This window comes from Enterobacter sp. 01-M-02-SI-ECC (assembly GCF_047530595.1).
Lineage (GTDB): Bacteria > Pseudomonadota > Gammaproteobacteria > Enterobacterales > Enterobacteriaceae > Enterobacter > Enterobacter cloacae_M.
In genome coordinates this window covers 398,874-411,856 of record NZ_JBLKCZ010000002.1, presented here as the reverse complement: position 1 = coordinate 411,856, position 12,983 = coordinate 398,874, and the positions used below count along the sequence as shown (strand labels likewise).

Genomic DNA, 12,983 nt, shown 5'->3' with positions numbered 1-12,983 from the left:
TTTTCTTTCTGGCGCTACTCGCTACTGGTCACATGAAGATTCATCAATGCAGACAGCACTTCTTAAATTTTTTACCGCTGCCACACGGACACGGGTCATTTCGCCCGGGCATGTTTTCTGCCCCCTTCACTGGAACAGGCCGGGATGATGCCTCTGACATTCTCACTGACAACCAGTACTGATAAAGTGCCAGTGCAGCAGGCTGAATAAGGGAAATACTTTTCTCAAACTGCTCTCCGGTCATTTTCTCAAGTACAGGAAAATTCTTCTCCACGCCATGAAGAGCGATCACTTCCAGAGAAGGCCGTAACTCACCGGGAAGACCAGACCAGTCATCCAGTGACTTTCCTTTCATATAACCAAAACACCACTCTTCCACAATGGTATATTTTTCCCCCTTTACCTCACGCTCATTGAAAATCGGCTCAAACAGTTCAGGGGCGTCATAAAGGCAACCAGCGATATCGTTCATATGCTGAAAACACAGCCCCACAAAACGCGTCATCTCTTTTTCAGTGGTCCAGCGAGGGTGGTAATCACCTCGCCCCCAGATAGCACTGAGCCAGGTATTAGGGGAAATCGTATTCGGGCCAGAGACAATCGCTGTCAGAAAGCCATCCAGCTCAGAGAAACAGAGCACAGAGTCATCATTGCCGTATTTCAGCAACACCTCTTCCAGCCAGTCGATTTCCCGGTCAGTCAGTGGACCGCTTTTCGTCAGTTTCATTCGGCAACCGCCTCATCGACCTTAACACGACGTTTGCCAGTCAGTAGCTGTTGCATCAGGGCTTTTTTCTCATCTCTCAGGCAGGCGAGTTTTTTCTCAAGTGTGGAGATTTCAGCATCTGCAGCAGAAAGTACGGCTGCGATTTTTTGCTGTTCTTCAACACAGGGGAGTTTAAGCTCTAACTTTATCAATTGCCTTTTTGAGAGGTTGTAGCGAGTTGCTCCCTGACCTAATGTCGAAATTTGACGGCGTACATGTTCACTACGGAATAGGTAACGAGCATATTTTGGAATAAGAGTCTCGAAGTTATTCAATCGAAATCCGAAGCAAAATGAGTTTAAGAAAACCTCACTAACCTCTTCCAATAAAACCGAAGACATCCCAACCTCTTCTGGCGTCTCCGATGATGTAGTGAAAAATATATCGCCGTACTTTACAACGGATTGGCGCTCATCATCATTAACCTGTACGTACTCTAGGTTTTGAATATCGATTCTGGAATTTTTGAAAATATTGATGTAAGGGATATATGGCTTACCTGCACCAAAATCCTCCTTGGTCTTCCCTGTTAAACCGGTATAGGTATCACCCAAGTTGCCGAAAATGGTATATTCCCACTCCCCACTAAACCTCACCCCATTCTCATCCCGCAACCGCTTCCTTCCAGTAAGCAATTGCTGCATCAGGGCTTTTTTCTGCTGCTGACTGTTGGTGAGAAGCTTTTCCGTCACCGAAATCGCCTTATCCCAGATTGACAGGATTTCCGCGATTTTTTTTTGTTCCGCCAATGGGGGGATAAGAACTGGTAACTCCTGTACCTGTTTAGCGGATAAGTTAGCTTGCTTCGTTCCACCTGGAAATGAATACAATACAGATAGAATCAACTCACTCCGGAGTAGGTTCAAAATATAACCAGAGCTCGAATTATTTTTAGGAACTATCTTTAGTACCCGCTGGTTTAGCAATGAGTATTGAGTGTTTGAAGGAATTTCAACTGTAAAACCATAGTCACGTTTTCCCATTGTGCCCGTCATAGACATGACTAAATCACCTGGCTTCACCAAGAACTTTTTATAGTCAACTTTAAAGGAGTCCGGTAAATACACAGGGTTACGGTTTAAATCTAACGAATTCTGGTATAGATTGCCCATCCTAAGCAAAGGAATACCTGTTGGAACAAAATCTTCACTTCTAAAGGCATATCCCATAATTGTATCTGCCAAATCATTTAAGGTTCCAAGCGTCCACCCCTTAGGCACCATAACCCAACTCCTCCAGATAACCCGCCATCTGCATTTCCAATTTCGCCAGTTCCGCTTTCAGTTGATCACGCTCAGCACGCACGGCCAGCAAATCAATCTCGTCTTCTTCTTCAAAGGTATCGACATAGCGCGGAATATTAAGGTTGTAATCATTGTCCTGAATCTCCTTCAGGCTGGCGAGATAAGCATATTTCTCGACGTTATCCCCTTCACGATAGGTGTTTACGATCTTCTGGATATTTTCTGCGCTGAGCTGGTTCTGGTTTTTTCCCGCCTTATATTCACGGCTGGCATCGATAAACAGCACCTTGTCATCAACTTTCTGCTTTTTGAAAATCAGAATCGCAGCCGGAATCCCCGTACCGTAGAACAGTTTTTCCGGCAGACCAATTACCGCATCCAGCAAATTTTCGTCGATCAGTTTCTGGCGAATTTTACCTTCGCTGGAGCCACGGAAAAGCACACCGTGTGGCACAACTACGCCCATACGGCCAGTTCCCGGTTTCAGGGTTTCGATCATATGCGAGATAAAAGCGTAATCTCCTTTAGTCTTCGGCGGTACACCGCGACGAAAACGGCCAAACTTATCGTTCTCGGCCTCGTCATGGCCCCACTTATCGAGGCTGAACGGTGGGTTAGCGGTCACGATATCAAACAGCATCAGGTCGCCATTTTTATCGAGCAGCTTCGGGTTACGAATGGTATCGCCCCACTCGATTTTATGGTTGTCTTCCCCGTGCAGGAACATATTCATTTTCGCCAGCGACCACGTAGAACCGATCGCTTCCTGACCGAACAATGCATAGTTACGACTATCATGCCCGGAGACAATTTTACGCCCACACTTCATCAATAATGAACCGGAACCACAGGCTGGATCGCAGATGGTATCACCCGGTTGCGGATCGAGCAGTTCTGCAATCAGGTCCGAAACTTCCGGCGGGGTATAGAACTCCCCGGCTTTCTGCCCACCGCTGGCGGCAAAGTTTTTGATCAGGTATTCGTAAGCATTGCCGATAACGTCCAGCGTACCGACACGACTCGGCTTCAGGTTGAGATCTTCACCGGCGAAGTCTTCCAGTAGCTGACGCAGGATGGTGTTTTTCTGTTTTTCTTCACCCAGACGGTCAGTGTTAAACGAAATATCCTGGAACACGCTTTTCCCGGCATCTTTCAGTTTGGTGCCGTTAGCTTCTTCAATAGCGTGTAGTGCCTGATCAATACGCTCGCCGTTGCCCGGCTCATGGCGACGCTCGTAAAGAGCATAAAAGCTGGCGCTTTTCGGCAGCACAAAACGCTCGTTAGCCATCATCGCTTCAATCAGTTCCGGCGCATCACCGTACTGTTTTTTGTAATCGTCATAGTGGTCCTGCCAGACATCCGAAATGTACTTAAGGAACAGCATTGTAAGGATAAAGTCTTTATAGGTGTCAGCACTGATGGTGCCACGGAACGTATCGCACGCGGCCCACAGGGCTTTGTTGATCGTATCCTGACTGATTTTGTCGTTCATGAATCATCCTGGTATGAAGAAAAGCTAGCGATGCAGGGCTTTGCATCGTAAAAAATTGTGGTAAATGATACCTCAAGAAACGCCCCTGGACACACCTGAATCACAGTATCTTTACGGAAATTGTCCACCTGATACCGACAGATGACTTACTAATTTCCTCATGTTTACAAGTTAATAAATTCTAATGATATTAGCAGGATAGACTCAATGTAAGCTATGGTGTAAAACTGCTGTTGGGGTAAATAGCCTACTCATGCTCTTGTAATCACAGCACTACCTTGCAAACCTTCATCAGTAAAAGGGTATCTGACCTAAATAAACGAGGCACATTATGTTTGAAAACTTTCTTGAACACCCTAAACGAGAACAAAAAAACGCTAACCTTCTCGCTAAATATCAGAATGACATTGATAAATTATCCGAAATTTTTACTGAGGATGATTTACTACACCTGATGACTCAAGAACAACCAGATGGCACATGTAAGATGCGCCCCTCATTAGCCTCTATCGAGATTTTCGCGCCCTCCGCATTATTATCCAATTATATTAATTTTTTTCAGCATACTGATTACCTTGAAAAATGGTGCAAACTACAACGTAAGGAGTTCGACGTACTGTCCATTAATATCTACGGCCTTAATTCCACTAAACAAAATAGAATTCCGGGTAATGTTTTAAAGGAAGTCGATGCATTTCTGGAACAATTACTCAATAACGCAACCAACGACCCAACACATCCGATATTCACATTACTAAATATTCTTGATACACTTGTGGATGTAAAGACATATCAAAATAACAAACTCTACATCTGGAATGGTAAGTTTTCAATATCGATTCATAATATAGCACTCAAAATTGCCCGCAGAAAAATCATAAACTATATCAAATCCTCGGATTTCACTAATTCACTCCCGAAAGTTTCAAATCTGCAAGCCCAGGATGCTGCCCTCCTTTTCTTTGCAAGATTTTGTGATGGATTTTATTTTCACTTTCTATTGCAAATATTAGACAAGATGAAAAACTCCGGGCTTATTAAAGATAATTGCCTCAACCACCCCGCTATGTTTCAATTGATTACTCTTGCAATGTTACCCCATGAGGTCATGCAACACTTTATTAATGAAAAAAACGATGCAATTACATTAACCAGCCCCGACCGATTTGTTATTGATGAAACCATTCCCCGAAACAAAGAAAACATGACAGGAATACAAAAAAACATAAACCAGATCTTACACAAGACCTATATTTACATTGCACTACTTTTATTTCCCAAATGGAAGCCCACAGCCAAAGAAATCATCCTTTTCCTTGAAGGTAAGAGTAAAACTGTTAAAGGATTGTTAGATCTAAAATCGACAGCACTGGGACTAAGTTCACAGATTAACGATGTAGGTCGTCTCAGCAAAGAGGAATATGTCACCCGATTACTATCACTTGCTCAGGCTAAATGAAATTATGGCGTCACAACCCACAGAGAATTGACCTCTGTAAATAAAAAGCACAGTTTTAAATTGAAATGATGAACTGTGAAAATGACAACTCGCAATTAGTTCACCAGACATCGTATTTTTCCTGGCACACATTCACAGGAGAACTACGATGTCCATTATTGATCTGCGTTTCAGCACTAAATCACTTCAACAACTGCCACATCCGAAGATAGGTTGTCAGGAATACCGTGATATTCACTGCCCCCATCTGCGGGCACTTGTTTATCAAAATAGCATCACTCTGGCATTTCGGGCGACCATCAACAATCAACGGATTTATGAAACACTGGGCACTTTTCCACTCCTCGGTGTAGAGGATGCCCGCCTGCATACCATGATTCTGCTCGGTCGCAAAAAGCGCCTTGCCTTACAGTCCCGCCGTTATACCGTTGAACAGGCTATCAACGACTTATGGCTTCCTGATATGCAGCTATATAAGAAAAGCCCTCAGTCTGAACTGTCGAAGCTCAATCGCTATATCCGTCCCTTCTGGGGACAGCGTCGCCTGCGTGATATTACTGCCGGTGAAATCGAAAAATTCGCGGCTGACCTGCGTTCAACATTACGTCCGGCAACCATAAACCGCCTCCTAGCACTACTCTCTAAGATATGCTCTCTGGCTGTACGCGCTGAATGGATAAATCATTCTCCGATGACCCACGTTCGTTATCTGAAAGAGAACAACGTCCGGTATCGCACACTTTCTGCCACTGAAATTCCATTATTTATTGCTGCCGCTGAGGCCCTGAATACGCCCGCTGCTGATGCCATATTGCTTGCACTCTATACCGGTATGCGTATTGGTGAAGTTTGTACGCTGAAATGGGATTACTGGCATCCAGATGCACAGCAATTACTTCTTCCGGATACCAAATCTGGACATCCATTCACCTGCCCGCTTGCTGCTCCCGCAGCAGCCATTATTCGGCGACAAGAGAAACTGGCACTCAGTACGTCCTGGGTTTTTCCACGCCTGACCGATGCAACTCGTCAGTTGAGCTATCCGCGTGAAACCTTTTCCCGAATCTGCCGGGATGCTGGCATTGAAAATCTGCGAATGCACGATCTCCGCCGGACGTTTGCCAGTCGTGTGCTACAGACAACAAGCGATATAGCCATGGCCTCCCGGTTACTGAATCACCATTCACTCACTGCCACCCGCCGCTATGCGTTTCACAATGCAGCGGACACTCAGTCGGTAGTTGCACAAGTGGTTGATACATTTAAATAAAAAATCTGACGGCATGAGCTGTGAGTTTTATGACGTGTAATCAAACTGCACAGCTCTTATTGTTTGAGCACTGCAGGGCCCGGCAGTGACTGACAGAACCTATAAACACCTTTAGCTCTGAGGAGCCCTGATATGTACATCAACAGTAAACAGCTTGCTATTCGCTGGGGTATTGCACCCAGCACCATTGCCAGTGACGTTACCCGTAACCCGAGCAAGCTCCCTCCGTTCATCCGGCTGGGACGTGCGATCCGTTTTCCCGTGGCTGAGGTGGAAGCCTGGGAAAAACAGCACATCACAAATACACAAACTTCGCGCTAATTTGACTTTCAAGGAGTAAAAACAATGAAAACCTCAAAAATACTCAGCTTTGACTACCTGGTTAACGCCAGCGACATACTTATCCCTGTCTCTGATGTCATCAGCATCAGTCTCGTTGAAAACCGCCTCAATTTTATCAGTCGGGCGTGCCGCCTGCTGCACACCGAGTCTTTTGATACGGATGAAGCAGCGAAAACAGCGTTTAACACCTATGCCCGCAACTTCGAAAGTAACCTGCCTGAAGAGGCTGTCTACCGGGGTAATAACTGCATTGCCCGACTTAAGTTCGTCTACGGCATCAGCCTGTTCCAGAACGCAGAGCGGGCTATCCTGACGCTCACTAATCGTTATGGCGGAACGCTCGTCAGTGAATCAGCCAAACCTGACACTCTTGATGAGGCATTTCAGGAACTGGCTACCACTCTTGGTGGTCGCGAATTTGAAGGAGTGGGCTTTCGTTGGTTGCATGCTAATTGTCTTCTCTCCTCGCGACTCTTGCCGATGGTAGAAAAGACCCCGAATGGCATCGTCATTAAAGTCAACGATAACTTCGTATCTTTCGTAGCAACGAAAGACGAAGAACAAAAAGAACAACTGTTTGCTGAGATCCGTACAGCCCTCGCCTGATTTCCCCTTACTTCTCGGTGCCAGTAATGGCACCGTTCACCTGAATAAGAGAAGCCCCAATGTTTGACATGAATGCACTGCTCGCAGATGCGGCGGGAGTGACGCAACCTGTCGCCCGCTCTGCTAAAACACTTGATAACTTTCCGTTAATACCGCAAAAGTCAAAAAATCGACTGGACGTCAGCAGCGAGCTACATCTTGATATCGGCTTTGATACTGAATATGTCTATAACCCACATACAAAGCAAAACGACATTCTGTCTTATCAGAGCTATGTCGTGCTGCCTGATGGAAAGGGTGTTCCCGGAATCCTGTACCCCGCCAGCGCCCACAAAAAAGATCGCCTGTCGCTGAAAAACTTTCTCGCGAAAACCCTGACGCCGCTATTGAAGAATGAGCAGATTAACGAATGGCCGGGTTCGATTACGCTGTATGCTCATTTTCTGCGAGCGGATGTAGCCTCATTTTCCGATTTCTGGAGCGATCACAAAATACTGCTGAAAGGAATTCGCAGTACAGTTAGCAGTTTTAAAAACCGCTACGGTATTGATTTTGATGAAGTCGAAAATCGTCGTGAAAAAAATAGCCTCATCACGTTTGATAAACGGACCAGCCCGCCCCGTTGCAGCAATGTGACGTTCACCGATACGTTGTTGATCACTCCGGGTGGGATGGGGCTGGCGGAATGTGGCCAATTACTTGGTCTGCCGAAACTCACCATTCCAGCACCTTATTCAATCAGCGATATGCGCCAGTATTTAAAAGGCGATCGACGCGGTTTCGAAGCTTATGCAGTTCGTGATGCCGAAATTGCCGTGCGCTATGCCTTACAGGTGAAATCGTTCTGCACTGAAAGTCTGATGATTGAGCGCATCCCCACCACGATTGGTGCGATGGCTGTTTCCCGGTTTCTCAAGACCATTAAGGAAAGCGGCCAGTCTCCTGAAGTCTGTATGGGTACCCGGACAATATCGCAACAGTGCTGGAATCCGGATACTCATGGATTCAGAACGTTAAAATCGACGCAGAGTATACCCGCAAGGGAACTCTATGAGACGTTCGCCATAAACTGCTATCACGGCGGTCGAAATGAGTGCTTTATGATGGGCATCACCCCTGAAAGCCAATGGTATGACTACGATTTGGCAGGCGCATACACCACTGGCCTGTTAGATGTTTTGCAACCCGATTATGACAATCTTTATACGAGCCAAAATCCTGAGGAATTTTGCGGACATACCATGGGATTTGCGCTGGTCAGTTTTCGGTTCCCCGACATGGTACGCTACCCCTGTCTGCCTGTCAGAACCGACCAGTACGGATTGTTTTTCCCTTTGACAGGCGAGTCTTGGGCGACCGCCCCGGAAATAGCCCTCGCACTGTCTCTGGGTGCGGAAATAGCTATTCAGCACGGTATTATAATCCCATGGCTTCAATATAAATCTGATAATGCCTCGTCCCCGACAAAACCAGCAAGCTCCGTGTTTTTACCCTTTGTGCAACAGGTTCGCGAAAATCGTAATCGCCATGATAAAGGGTCTCTGGAGGAGAAATTCTGGAAAGAGATCGGAAATTCTTTGTATGGAAAACTTGCTCAGGGTCTTCACGCAAAGACTGCATTTGATACCGCCCGTGGGCTGAACAGCCCTCTGCCGCCTTCGTCAGTCACCCAGCCATTCTTTGCTGCACATGTCACGGGATTTGTCCGCGCGGTGGTGGGCGAGTTGATGAATACACTTCCCCCGAATACAACCGTGGTCAGTGTGACTACAGATGGTTTTCTGACAGATGCCTCTACCGAGAATATCGATATGTCTGGTCCGTTATCGTCACGTTTTCAGGCGTTATGTGACATTGCGGATCCGGGCTCGTCTATGCTGACCTGTAAACATCAGGTCCGACAACTTGTCGCCATGAAAACCCGGGGACAGTTGACCTATAAAGAACTTGCAGGCTACCCAATCGTACACGCCCGTGCAGGAGTTAAACCCCCTGCTGATATTCCACGCGACGACTATAACCGCTATATGGTGGACCTCTATCTTAACAGGGCTCCGGGTCAGAAGCTTCGCAGGGGCTCTCTCATTTCAACCCGTGACATGTGGTTGAATGAAAGCGACCTTGTCGCCGTTGAATCGGATATCCGGTTAAATCTTGAGTTCGACTTTAAGCGCCAACTGATCGCCCCAACGATGAATGATGGCCATTTGTTGATGTATTCCCGTCCGTGGAATGATATAGCGCAGGCACTTAAGCAACGCCAGCTTTTTGATGACTGGCGGCAGACACATACCCTGAAAGACGAATCCGACTGGGAGGACTGGTGTGATTTTCTCTATTGCAGAAACATTTTTACCCCTCTGAAACTGAAAGTAGGACAAAATCGAAGCGATGACGTCCTTGTTCGCCTTTTCCTGCGGGCCCTGGCTCAATATCAATGGGGGCTTACGCCGGACGACAGAAAGCGACAAACCAGTGTGGAGATAGCTGCATGGCTGGTCGAGGCAGGCTACTCTGTGACACCCAGCGATGTAAAAAATGCAGGTCGGGCTAAGCTCCCACCCATTATCTTTGATTCCCTGACTGCCCGAATGAATCGCCTGATGGACCTTATAAAGCTGGTATATCCCGGCTTCGCATTGCCCTCGGCCGTGTTGTAAATCCTTCACGCTGAATACCTGTTTGCTAAGCCCACTCTCCCTGTCGTGGGCTTTACTGTTTGGGGGTAATGAGGCACTGGTAATAAAGCTGCTTCCCGCAACCACCACAACATGGACAGGTTGAGTCCACAAAAACCATACAGAAAATATATCACTGAATTTTATGGTTTTTATTTTTTAGAAATTCTGCTTCAGCCTGGACTCATCTTGTCCATCATCCTGCTGAAAATATCCTTCCAGCTTCAATTGATTGGATGCCTGAATGGATAAGCATGACAAACTTGGGTATCGCCTTGGATTGATACTGACTCGCCTTAACAACGGTGAATCGGTCACGGTGAGTGGGCTCGCTGAAGAGTTTAATGTCTGTGATAAGACCATCCGGCGTGACCTTACGCAGCGACTGGCTTATCTCAACCTTCTTCGCAGTGGTAAGAAATACCACCTTCCCGTTGGCGTTCTGGGACAGCGCAGCAATACGGACTTGCGCCGATTTACGCGTATTCTGGGTATTGACGGGTTATTTCCACGCTGGGATGACCGCCTGTTAGGCATATTGCTGGGCAATGCCGAAAATAATCCATTTCTGATCAAGCAGCGTCCCTACGAAAATTGTGGGGTTTTTATGACTACGTTGAATACATTGTCAGACGCGATTCGCGGCAGCAAAAAAATAAGCTTTATGTATAAAGCGAAACGTTACAGCGCTATTGAACCCTATCGTCTCGTCAGTGACCGAGGGATCTGGTATCTCGCTGCTATTAAGGGAGGTGTGCTGAAAAGTTTCGTCATTTCAGCGATGAAACAGGTTCTCCCCAGTAACATGTCATTTTCCATGTCGCCGGAAATTCATCTGCAAATCGAGAATGCTGAAAGTATCTGGTATGGCGCAGAGCTTACTGAAGTACTGATGTCAGTTTCTGCACGTGTAGCCCCGTGGTTCTTGCGCCGTGCGCTGTTACCGGGTCAGGAAATTATTCACACTTCCGCAAGCGGTGATTTGCTCGTGATTTCACGGGTGGCTCACTTCGGCCAAATTATCCCTCTCATCAAATACTGGATGCCCGAGGTTGAAGTTCTAAAACCAGCATCGATTCGTAATCAGGTTACGCAAGACATACGCCTTGCCCTGAAACGATACGAGCAGAATGAAAGTACGGAATCAACCGGAGATACCTCTAATGAATAAAGATGAAAAAGCGCTCGAGAATTTTTTCGAAAACATAGCAACGGACTTACTCAGCGGTCTTCTTGACGCCAATGATAATGAACAGAATGCGCATCTTAAAGCCTGGCTTGACGCGCCATTCAATGTGGTTCCCGAAAACCTTCTCCGACATGCCGAGATGATTTGCAATCACTTCAGTGCTGGTGAAGACGGTCATTTGTTAATGCACGGTATTGATGATCAACTGGCCGCAATGAACCTTTCCCGCAAGGAACGCTTCAGCCCTATGAAAAAAGGGATCGTCGGTTACGCGGCACCCCGTGATCTGGAAAAAGTGAATGCCTTGCTAAAAGTAATTATTTCTTATTACGAGTGTGCGTTAATTAAAGCGAGAATGGAGAATGGTGCTCAAGATGAATAATACAGAAACTAAAAATCGAAATCCTGTGAAGGATGCTCTTGAAATATTACCTGAAAATATCAGGGACAGTATTGCCCGACGCATCAATGACGTTATCAGTTATGAGCCGGTCATTGGCATTATGGGAAAGACCGGAGCCGGGAAGTCCAGCTTATGTAATGCGATTTTTAAGGGTGATATTTGTGCAGTCAGCGATGTCGCCGCCTGTACCCGTGAAACGCAGGAAATGCGCATCCAGTTTGGCAAACGCTCAGTGCGGTTGATTGATATTCCGGGTGTGGGCGAAAATGCTGAGCGTGACGCTGAATATGAACAACTTTATCGTGATCTGTTACCACAGCTGGATCTGGTTCTCTGGGTGATTAAAGGCGATGATCGCGCCTTTTCTGCGGATGAACATTTCTACAAAAATGTGCTGGCCCCTGCTGGCGGTGAGGCTAAAACACTGTTTGTGCTTAATCAGGTCGACAAAATTGAGCCATTCCGTGAGTGGGATGTTGTCAACGCCCGGCCTTCTCCATCCCAGATGCAAAATATCCTCGATAAAGAAGCATATATCACACAGCGATTTGGGTTTACTGACCATCCGGTGATCGCTGTCGCCGCCAGTGAGGGATACAATGTGACCCATTTGGTGGAGGCAATGGTTCGTGCGCTCCCAAAGCACGCTCAAAGCGGCGTCGCTTCTCAGGTGAGAGACGAGCACAAAACCCGTACAGTTACAGAAGAGGCAACGGAAGGATTTGGTGATACCGTTGATCGCGTTCTTGATGATATTATTGATAATACCCTGCCAGTGCCTTTGCGCGTGGTCGTAAAAGCCGCCAAAAAGGCCGTAGTCAGTGGATTAAAAAAGGCCTGGAACTGGATTTTCGGCTGAATATATAAAAACATAGCGGGGGCGATGGCTCCCGTGTAAGTTATCTCAGGTTAAGAGACACAACCTAACCCGAAGATCCCACAAGGTTTTCAAATTATATCTGTAAAGCTAAGAATGGTGGTTTAGCTTTGCACCTGGAAGCAGAACCACCTATAAGGACATCTCCCCCCATGAAATTTAAATATCTTGCGTTATCCCTACTCGTAAGCTTGCCTGCCCTGGCTGAATCATCCCTTATTGCGTGCAGCCCTAAAGACAAAAGTGGGGATGACTCTGCAAGTATTTGGCCGAGCCCCTATTTGTCACAAAACAAACTCTGTTTCAACATAAGTGCCAATTCAGGTAGTACGTGTGTTGCTAACGGGAAAAGTACTTCCTGGTTTACTGAAGCCGTAATTGTTGATATTGATGGCGAACCACAAGGACGGGATGATACCTGGTTCCGGGTTGTACATCCCATAATCACTGATGAAAAAATAGAGTATGTGATCGAGGGTTCAAGAGATAAAAAAAATTGGGGGGGTGTATCACATGTCTCGATTAACAGACTTACGGGAGAAGCGGTAGACTGGTTTATCGCCGACCAAGGTGGAACATCTTATCAGTGTCATCTGGAAAAACGAAAAATCTGACTGGCATTATATTGTGCCTGAAGAATACGGGAGCTTATGCTCC

Annotated in this window: 12 protein-coding genes; 9 read left to right on the top strand and 3 right to left on the bottom strand. The window is 46.5% G+C overall.

What is annotated here, in order from left to right; all coding sequences use genetic code 11:
- Positions 1-43 precede the first annotated feature (43 nt).
- Genes ACMWLG_RS05085 through ACMWLG_RS05075 form a run of 3 tightly spaced genes read right to left on the bottom strand, consistent with a single transcriptional unit; the run spans position 44 to position 3,502 of the window.
- The gene (locus ACMWLG_RS05085) at positions 44-727 is read right to left on the bottom strand and encodes a YecA family protein (RefSeq protein ID WP_045619632.1); all 684 of its coding nucleotides are present in this window, start codon (positions 725-727) and stop codon (positions 44-46) included.
- On the bottom strand, positions 724-1,989 hold the full coding sequence (locus ACMWLG_RS05080) for a restriction endonuclease subunit S (RefSeq protein ID WP_047719921.1): 1,266 nt from the start codon (positions 1,987-1,989) through the stop codon (positions 724-726). The genes ACMWLG_RS05085 and ACMWLG_RS05080 overlap by 4 nt, the downstream gene beginning before the upstream one ends.
- Positions 1,979-3,502 carry a type I restriction-modification system subunit M gene (locus ACMWLG_RS05075; RefSeq protein WP_047719919.1) on the bottom strand — a complete coding sequence of 508 codons (1,524 nt, stop codon included), beginning with the start codon at positions 3,500-3,502 and terminating at the stop codon, positions 1,979-1,981. The genes ACMWLG_RS05080 and ACMWLG_RS05075 overlap by 11 nt, the downstream gene beginning before the upstream one ends.
- 331 nt (positions 3,503-3,833) lie before the next feature.
- Here ACMWLG_RS05075 and ACMWLG_RS05070 point away from each other — a divergent pair, with 331 nt between their 5' ends.
- The 9 genes from ACMWLG_RS05070 to ACMWLG_RS05030 all read left to right on the top strand — a co-directional run bounded on the left by ACMWLG_RS05070 (position 3,834) and on the right by ACMWLG_RS05030 (position 12,940).
- Entirely contained in the window at positions 3,834-4,961 is a 1,128-nt protein-coding gene (locus tag ACMWLG_RS05070; RefSeq protein WP_045619629.1) for a hypothetical protein, read from the top strand.
- A gap of 148 nt (positions 4,962-5,109) precedes the next feature.
- Entirely contained in the window at positions 5,110-6,231 is a 1,122-nt protein-coding gene (locus ACMWLG_RS05065) for a tyrosine-type recombinase/integrase (RefSeq protein ID WP_045619627.1), read from the top strand.
- Positions 6,232-6,363: 132 nt separating this feature from the next.
- Complete coding sequence (locus ACMWLG_RS05060; protein WP_021536930.1) at positions 6,364-6,552, top strand: helix-turn-helix transcriptional regulator; 189 nt, start codon at positions 6,364-6,366, stop codon at positions 6,550-6,552.
- A 24-nt stretch (positions 6,553-6,576) separates the two neighbouring features.
- On the top strand, positions 6,577-7,179 hold the full coding sequence (locus tag ACMWLG_RS05055) for a hypothetical protein (protein WP_045619626.1): 603 nt from the start codon (positions 6,577-6,579) through the stop codon (positions 7,177-7,179).
- Between the two features lie 59 nt (positions 7,180-7,238).
- Positions 7,239-9,839 carry a DNA polymerase gene (locus ACMWLG_RS05050; RefSeq protein WP_045619624.1) on the top strand — a complete coding sequence of 867 codons (2,601 nt, stop codon included), beginning with the start codon at positions 7,239-7,241 and terminating at the stop codon, positions 9,837-9,839.
- A 262-nt stretch (positions 9,840-10,101) separates the two neighbouring features.
- The gene (locus tag ACMWLG_RS05045) at positions 10,102-11,028 is read left to right on the top strand and encodes a helix-turn-helix transcriptional regulator (RefSeq protein ID WP_045619623.1); all 927 of its coding nucleotides are present in this window, start codon (positions 10,102-10,104) and stop codon (positions 11,026-11,028) included.
- Entirely contained in the window at positions 11,021-11,428 is a 408-nt protein-coding gene (locus tag ACMWLG_RS05040) for a hypothetical protein (RefSeq protein ID WP_045619621.1), read from the top strand. The genes ACMWLG_RS05045 and ACMWLG_RS05040 overlap by 8 nt, the downstream gene beginning before the upstream one ends.
- Positions 11,421-12,308 carry a GTPase family protein gene (locus ACMWLG_RS05035; RefSeq protein WP_032634193.1) on the top strand — a complete coding sequence of 296 codons (888 nt, stop codon included), beginning with the start codon at positions 11,421-11,423 and terminating at the stop codon, positions 12,306-12,308. The genes ACMWLG_RS05040 and ACMWLG_RS05035 overlap by 8 nt, the downstream gene beginning before the upstream one ends.
- Before the next feature lie 170 nt (positions 12,309-12,478).
- On the top strand, positions 12,479-12,940 hold the full coding sequence (locus tag ACMWLG_RS05030; protein WP_021536924.1) for a hypothetical protein: 462 nt from the start codon (positions 12,479-12,481) through the stop codon (positions 12,938-12,940).
- The last annotated feature ends 43 nt before the right edge of the window (positions 12,941-12,983 follow it).

What these genes read in the sequence shown, in the direction of transcription:
- ACMWLG_RS05060 (WP_021536930.1), top strand. Translation starts at nt 6,364, where the DNA reads ATGTACATCAACAGTAAACAGCTTGCTATTCGCTGGGGTATTGCACCC.
- ACMWLG_RS05085 (WP_045619632.1), bottom strand. Translation starts at nt 727, where the DNA reads ATGAAACTGACGAAAAGCGGTCCACTGACTGACCGGGAAATCGACTGG.
- ACMWLG_RS05075 (WP_047719919.1), bottom strand. Translation starts at nt 3,502, where the DNA reads ATGAACGACAAAATCAGTCAGGATACGATCAACAAAGCCCTGTGGGCC.
- ACMWLG_RS05065 (WP_045619627.1), top strand. Translation starts at nt 5,110, where the DNA reads ATGTCCATTATTGATCTGCGTTTCAGCACTAAATCACTTCAACAACTG.
- ACMWLG_RS05030 (WP_021536924.1), top strand. Translation starts at nt 12,479, where the DNA reads ATGAAATTTAAATATCTTGCGTTATCCCTACTCGTAAGCTTGCCTGCC.
- ACMWLG_RS05045 (WP_045619623.1), top strand. Translation starts at nt 10,102, where the DNA reads ATGGATAAGCATGACAAACTTGGGTATCGCCTTGGATTGATACTGACT.
- ACMWLG_RS05070 (WP_045619629.1), top strand. Translation starts at nt 3,834, where the DNA reads ATGTTTGAAAACTTTCTTGAACACCCTAAACGAGAACAAAAAAACGCT.
- ACMWLG_RS05040 (WP_045619621.1), top strand. Translation starts at nt 11,021, where the DNA reads ATGAATAAAGATGAAAAAGCGCTCGAGAATTTTTTCGAAAACATAGCA.
- ACMWLG_RS05050 (WP_045619624.1), top strand. Translation starts at nt 7,239, where the DNA reads ATGTTTGACATGAATGCACTGCTCGCAGATGCGGCGGGAGTGACGCAA.
- ACMWLG_RS05080 (WP_047719921.1), bottom strand. Translation starts at nt 1,989, where the DNA reads ATGGTGCCTAAGGGGTGGACGCTTGGAACCTTAAATGATTTGGCAGAT.
- ACMWLG_RS05035 (WP_032634193.1), top strand. Translation starts at nt 11,421, where the DNA reads ATGAATAATACAGAAACTAAAAATCGAAATCCTGTGAAGGATGCTCTT.
- ACMWLG_RS05055 (WP_045619626.1), top strand. Translation starts at nt 6,577, where the DNA reads ATGAAAACCTCAAAAATACTCAGCTTTGACTACCTGGTTAACGCCAGC.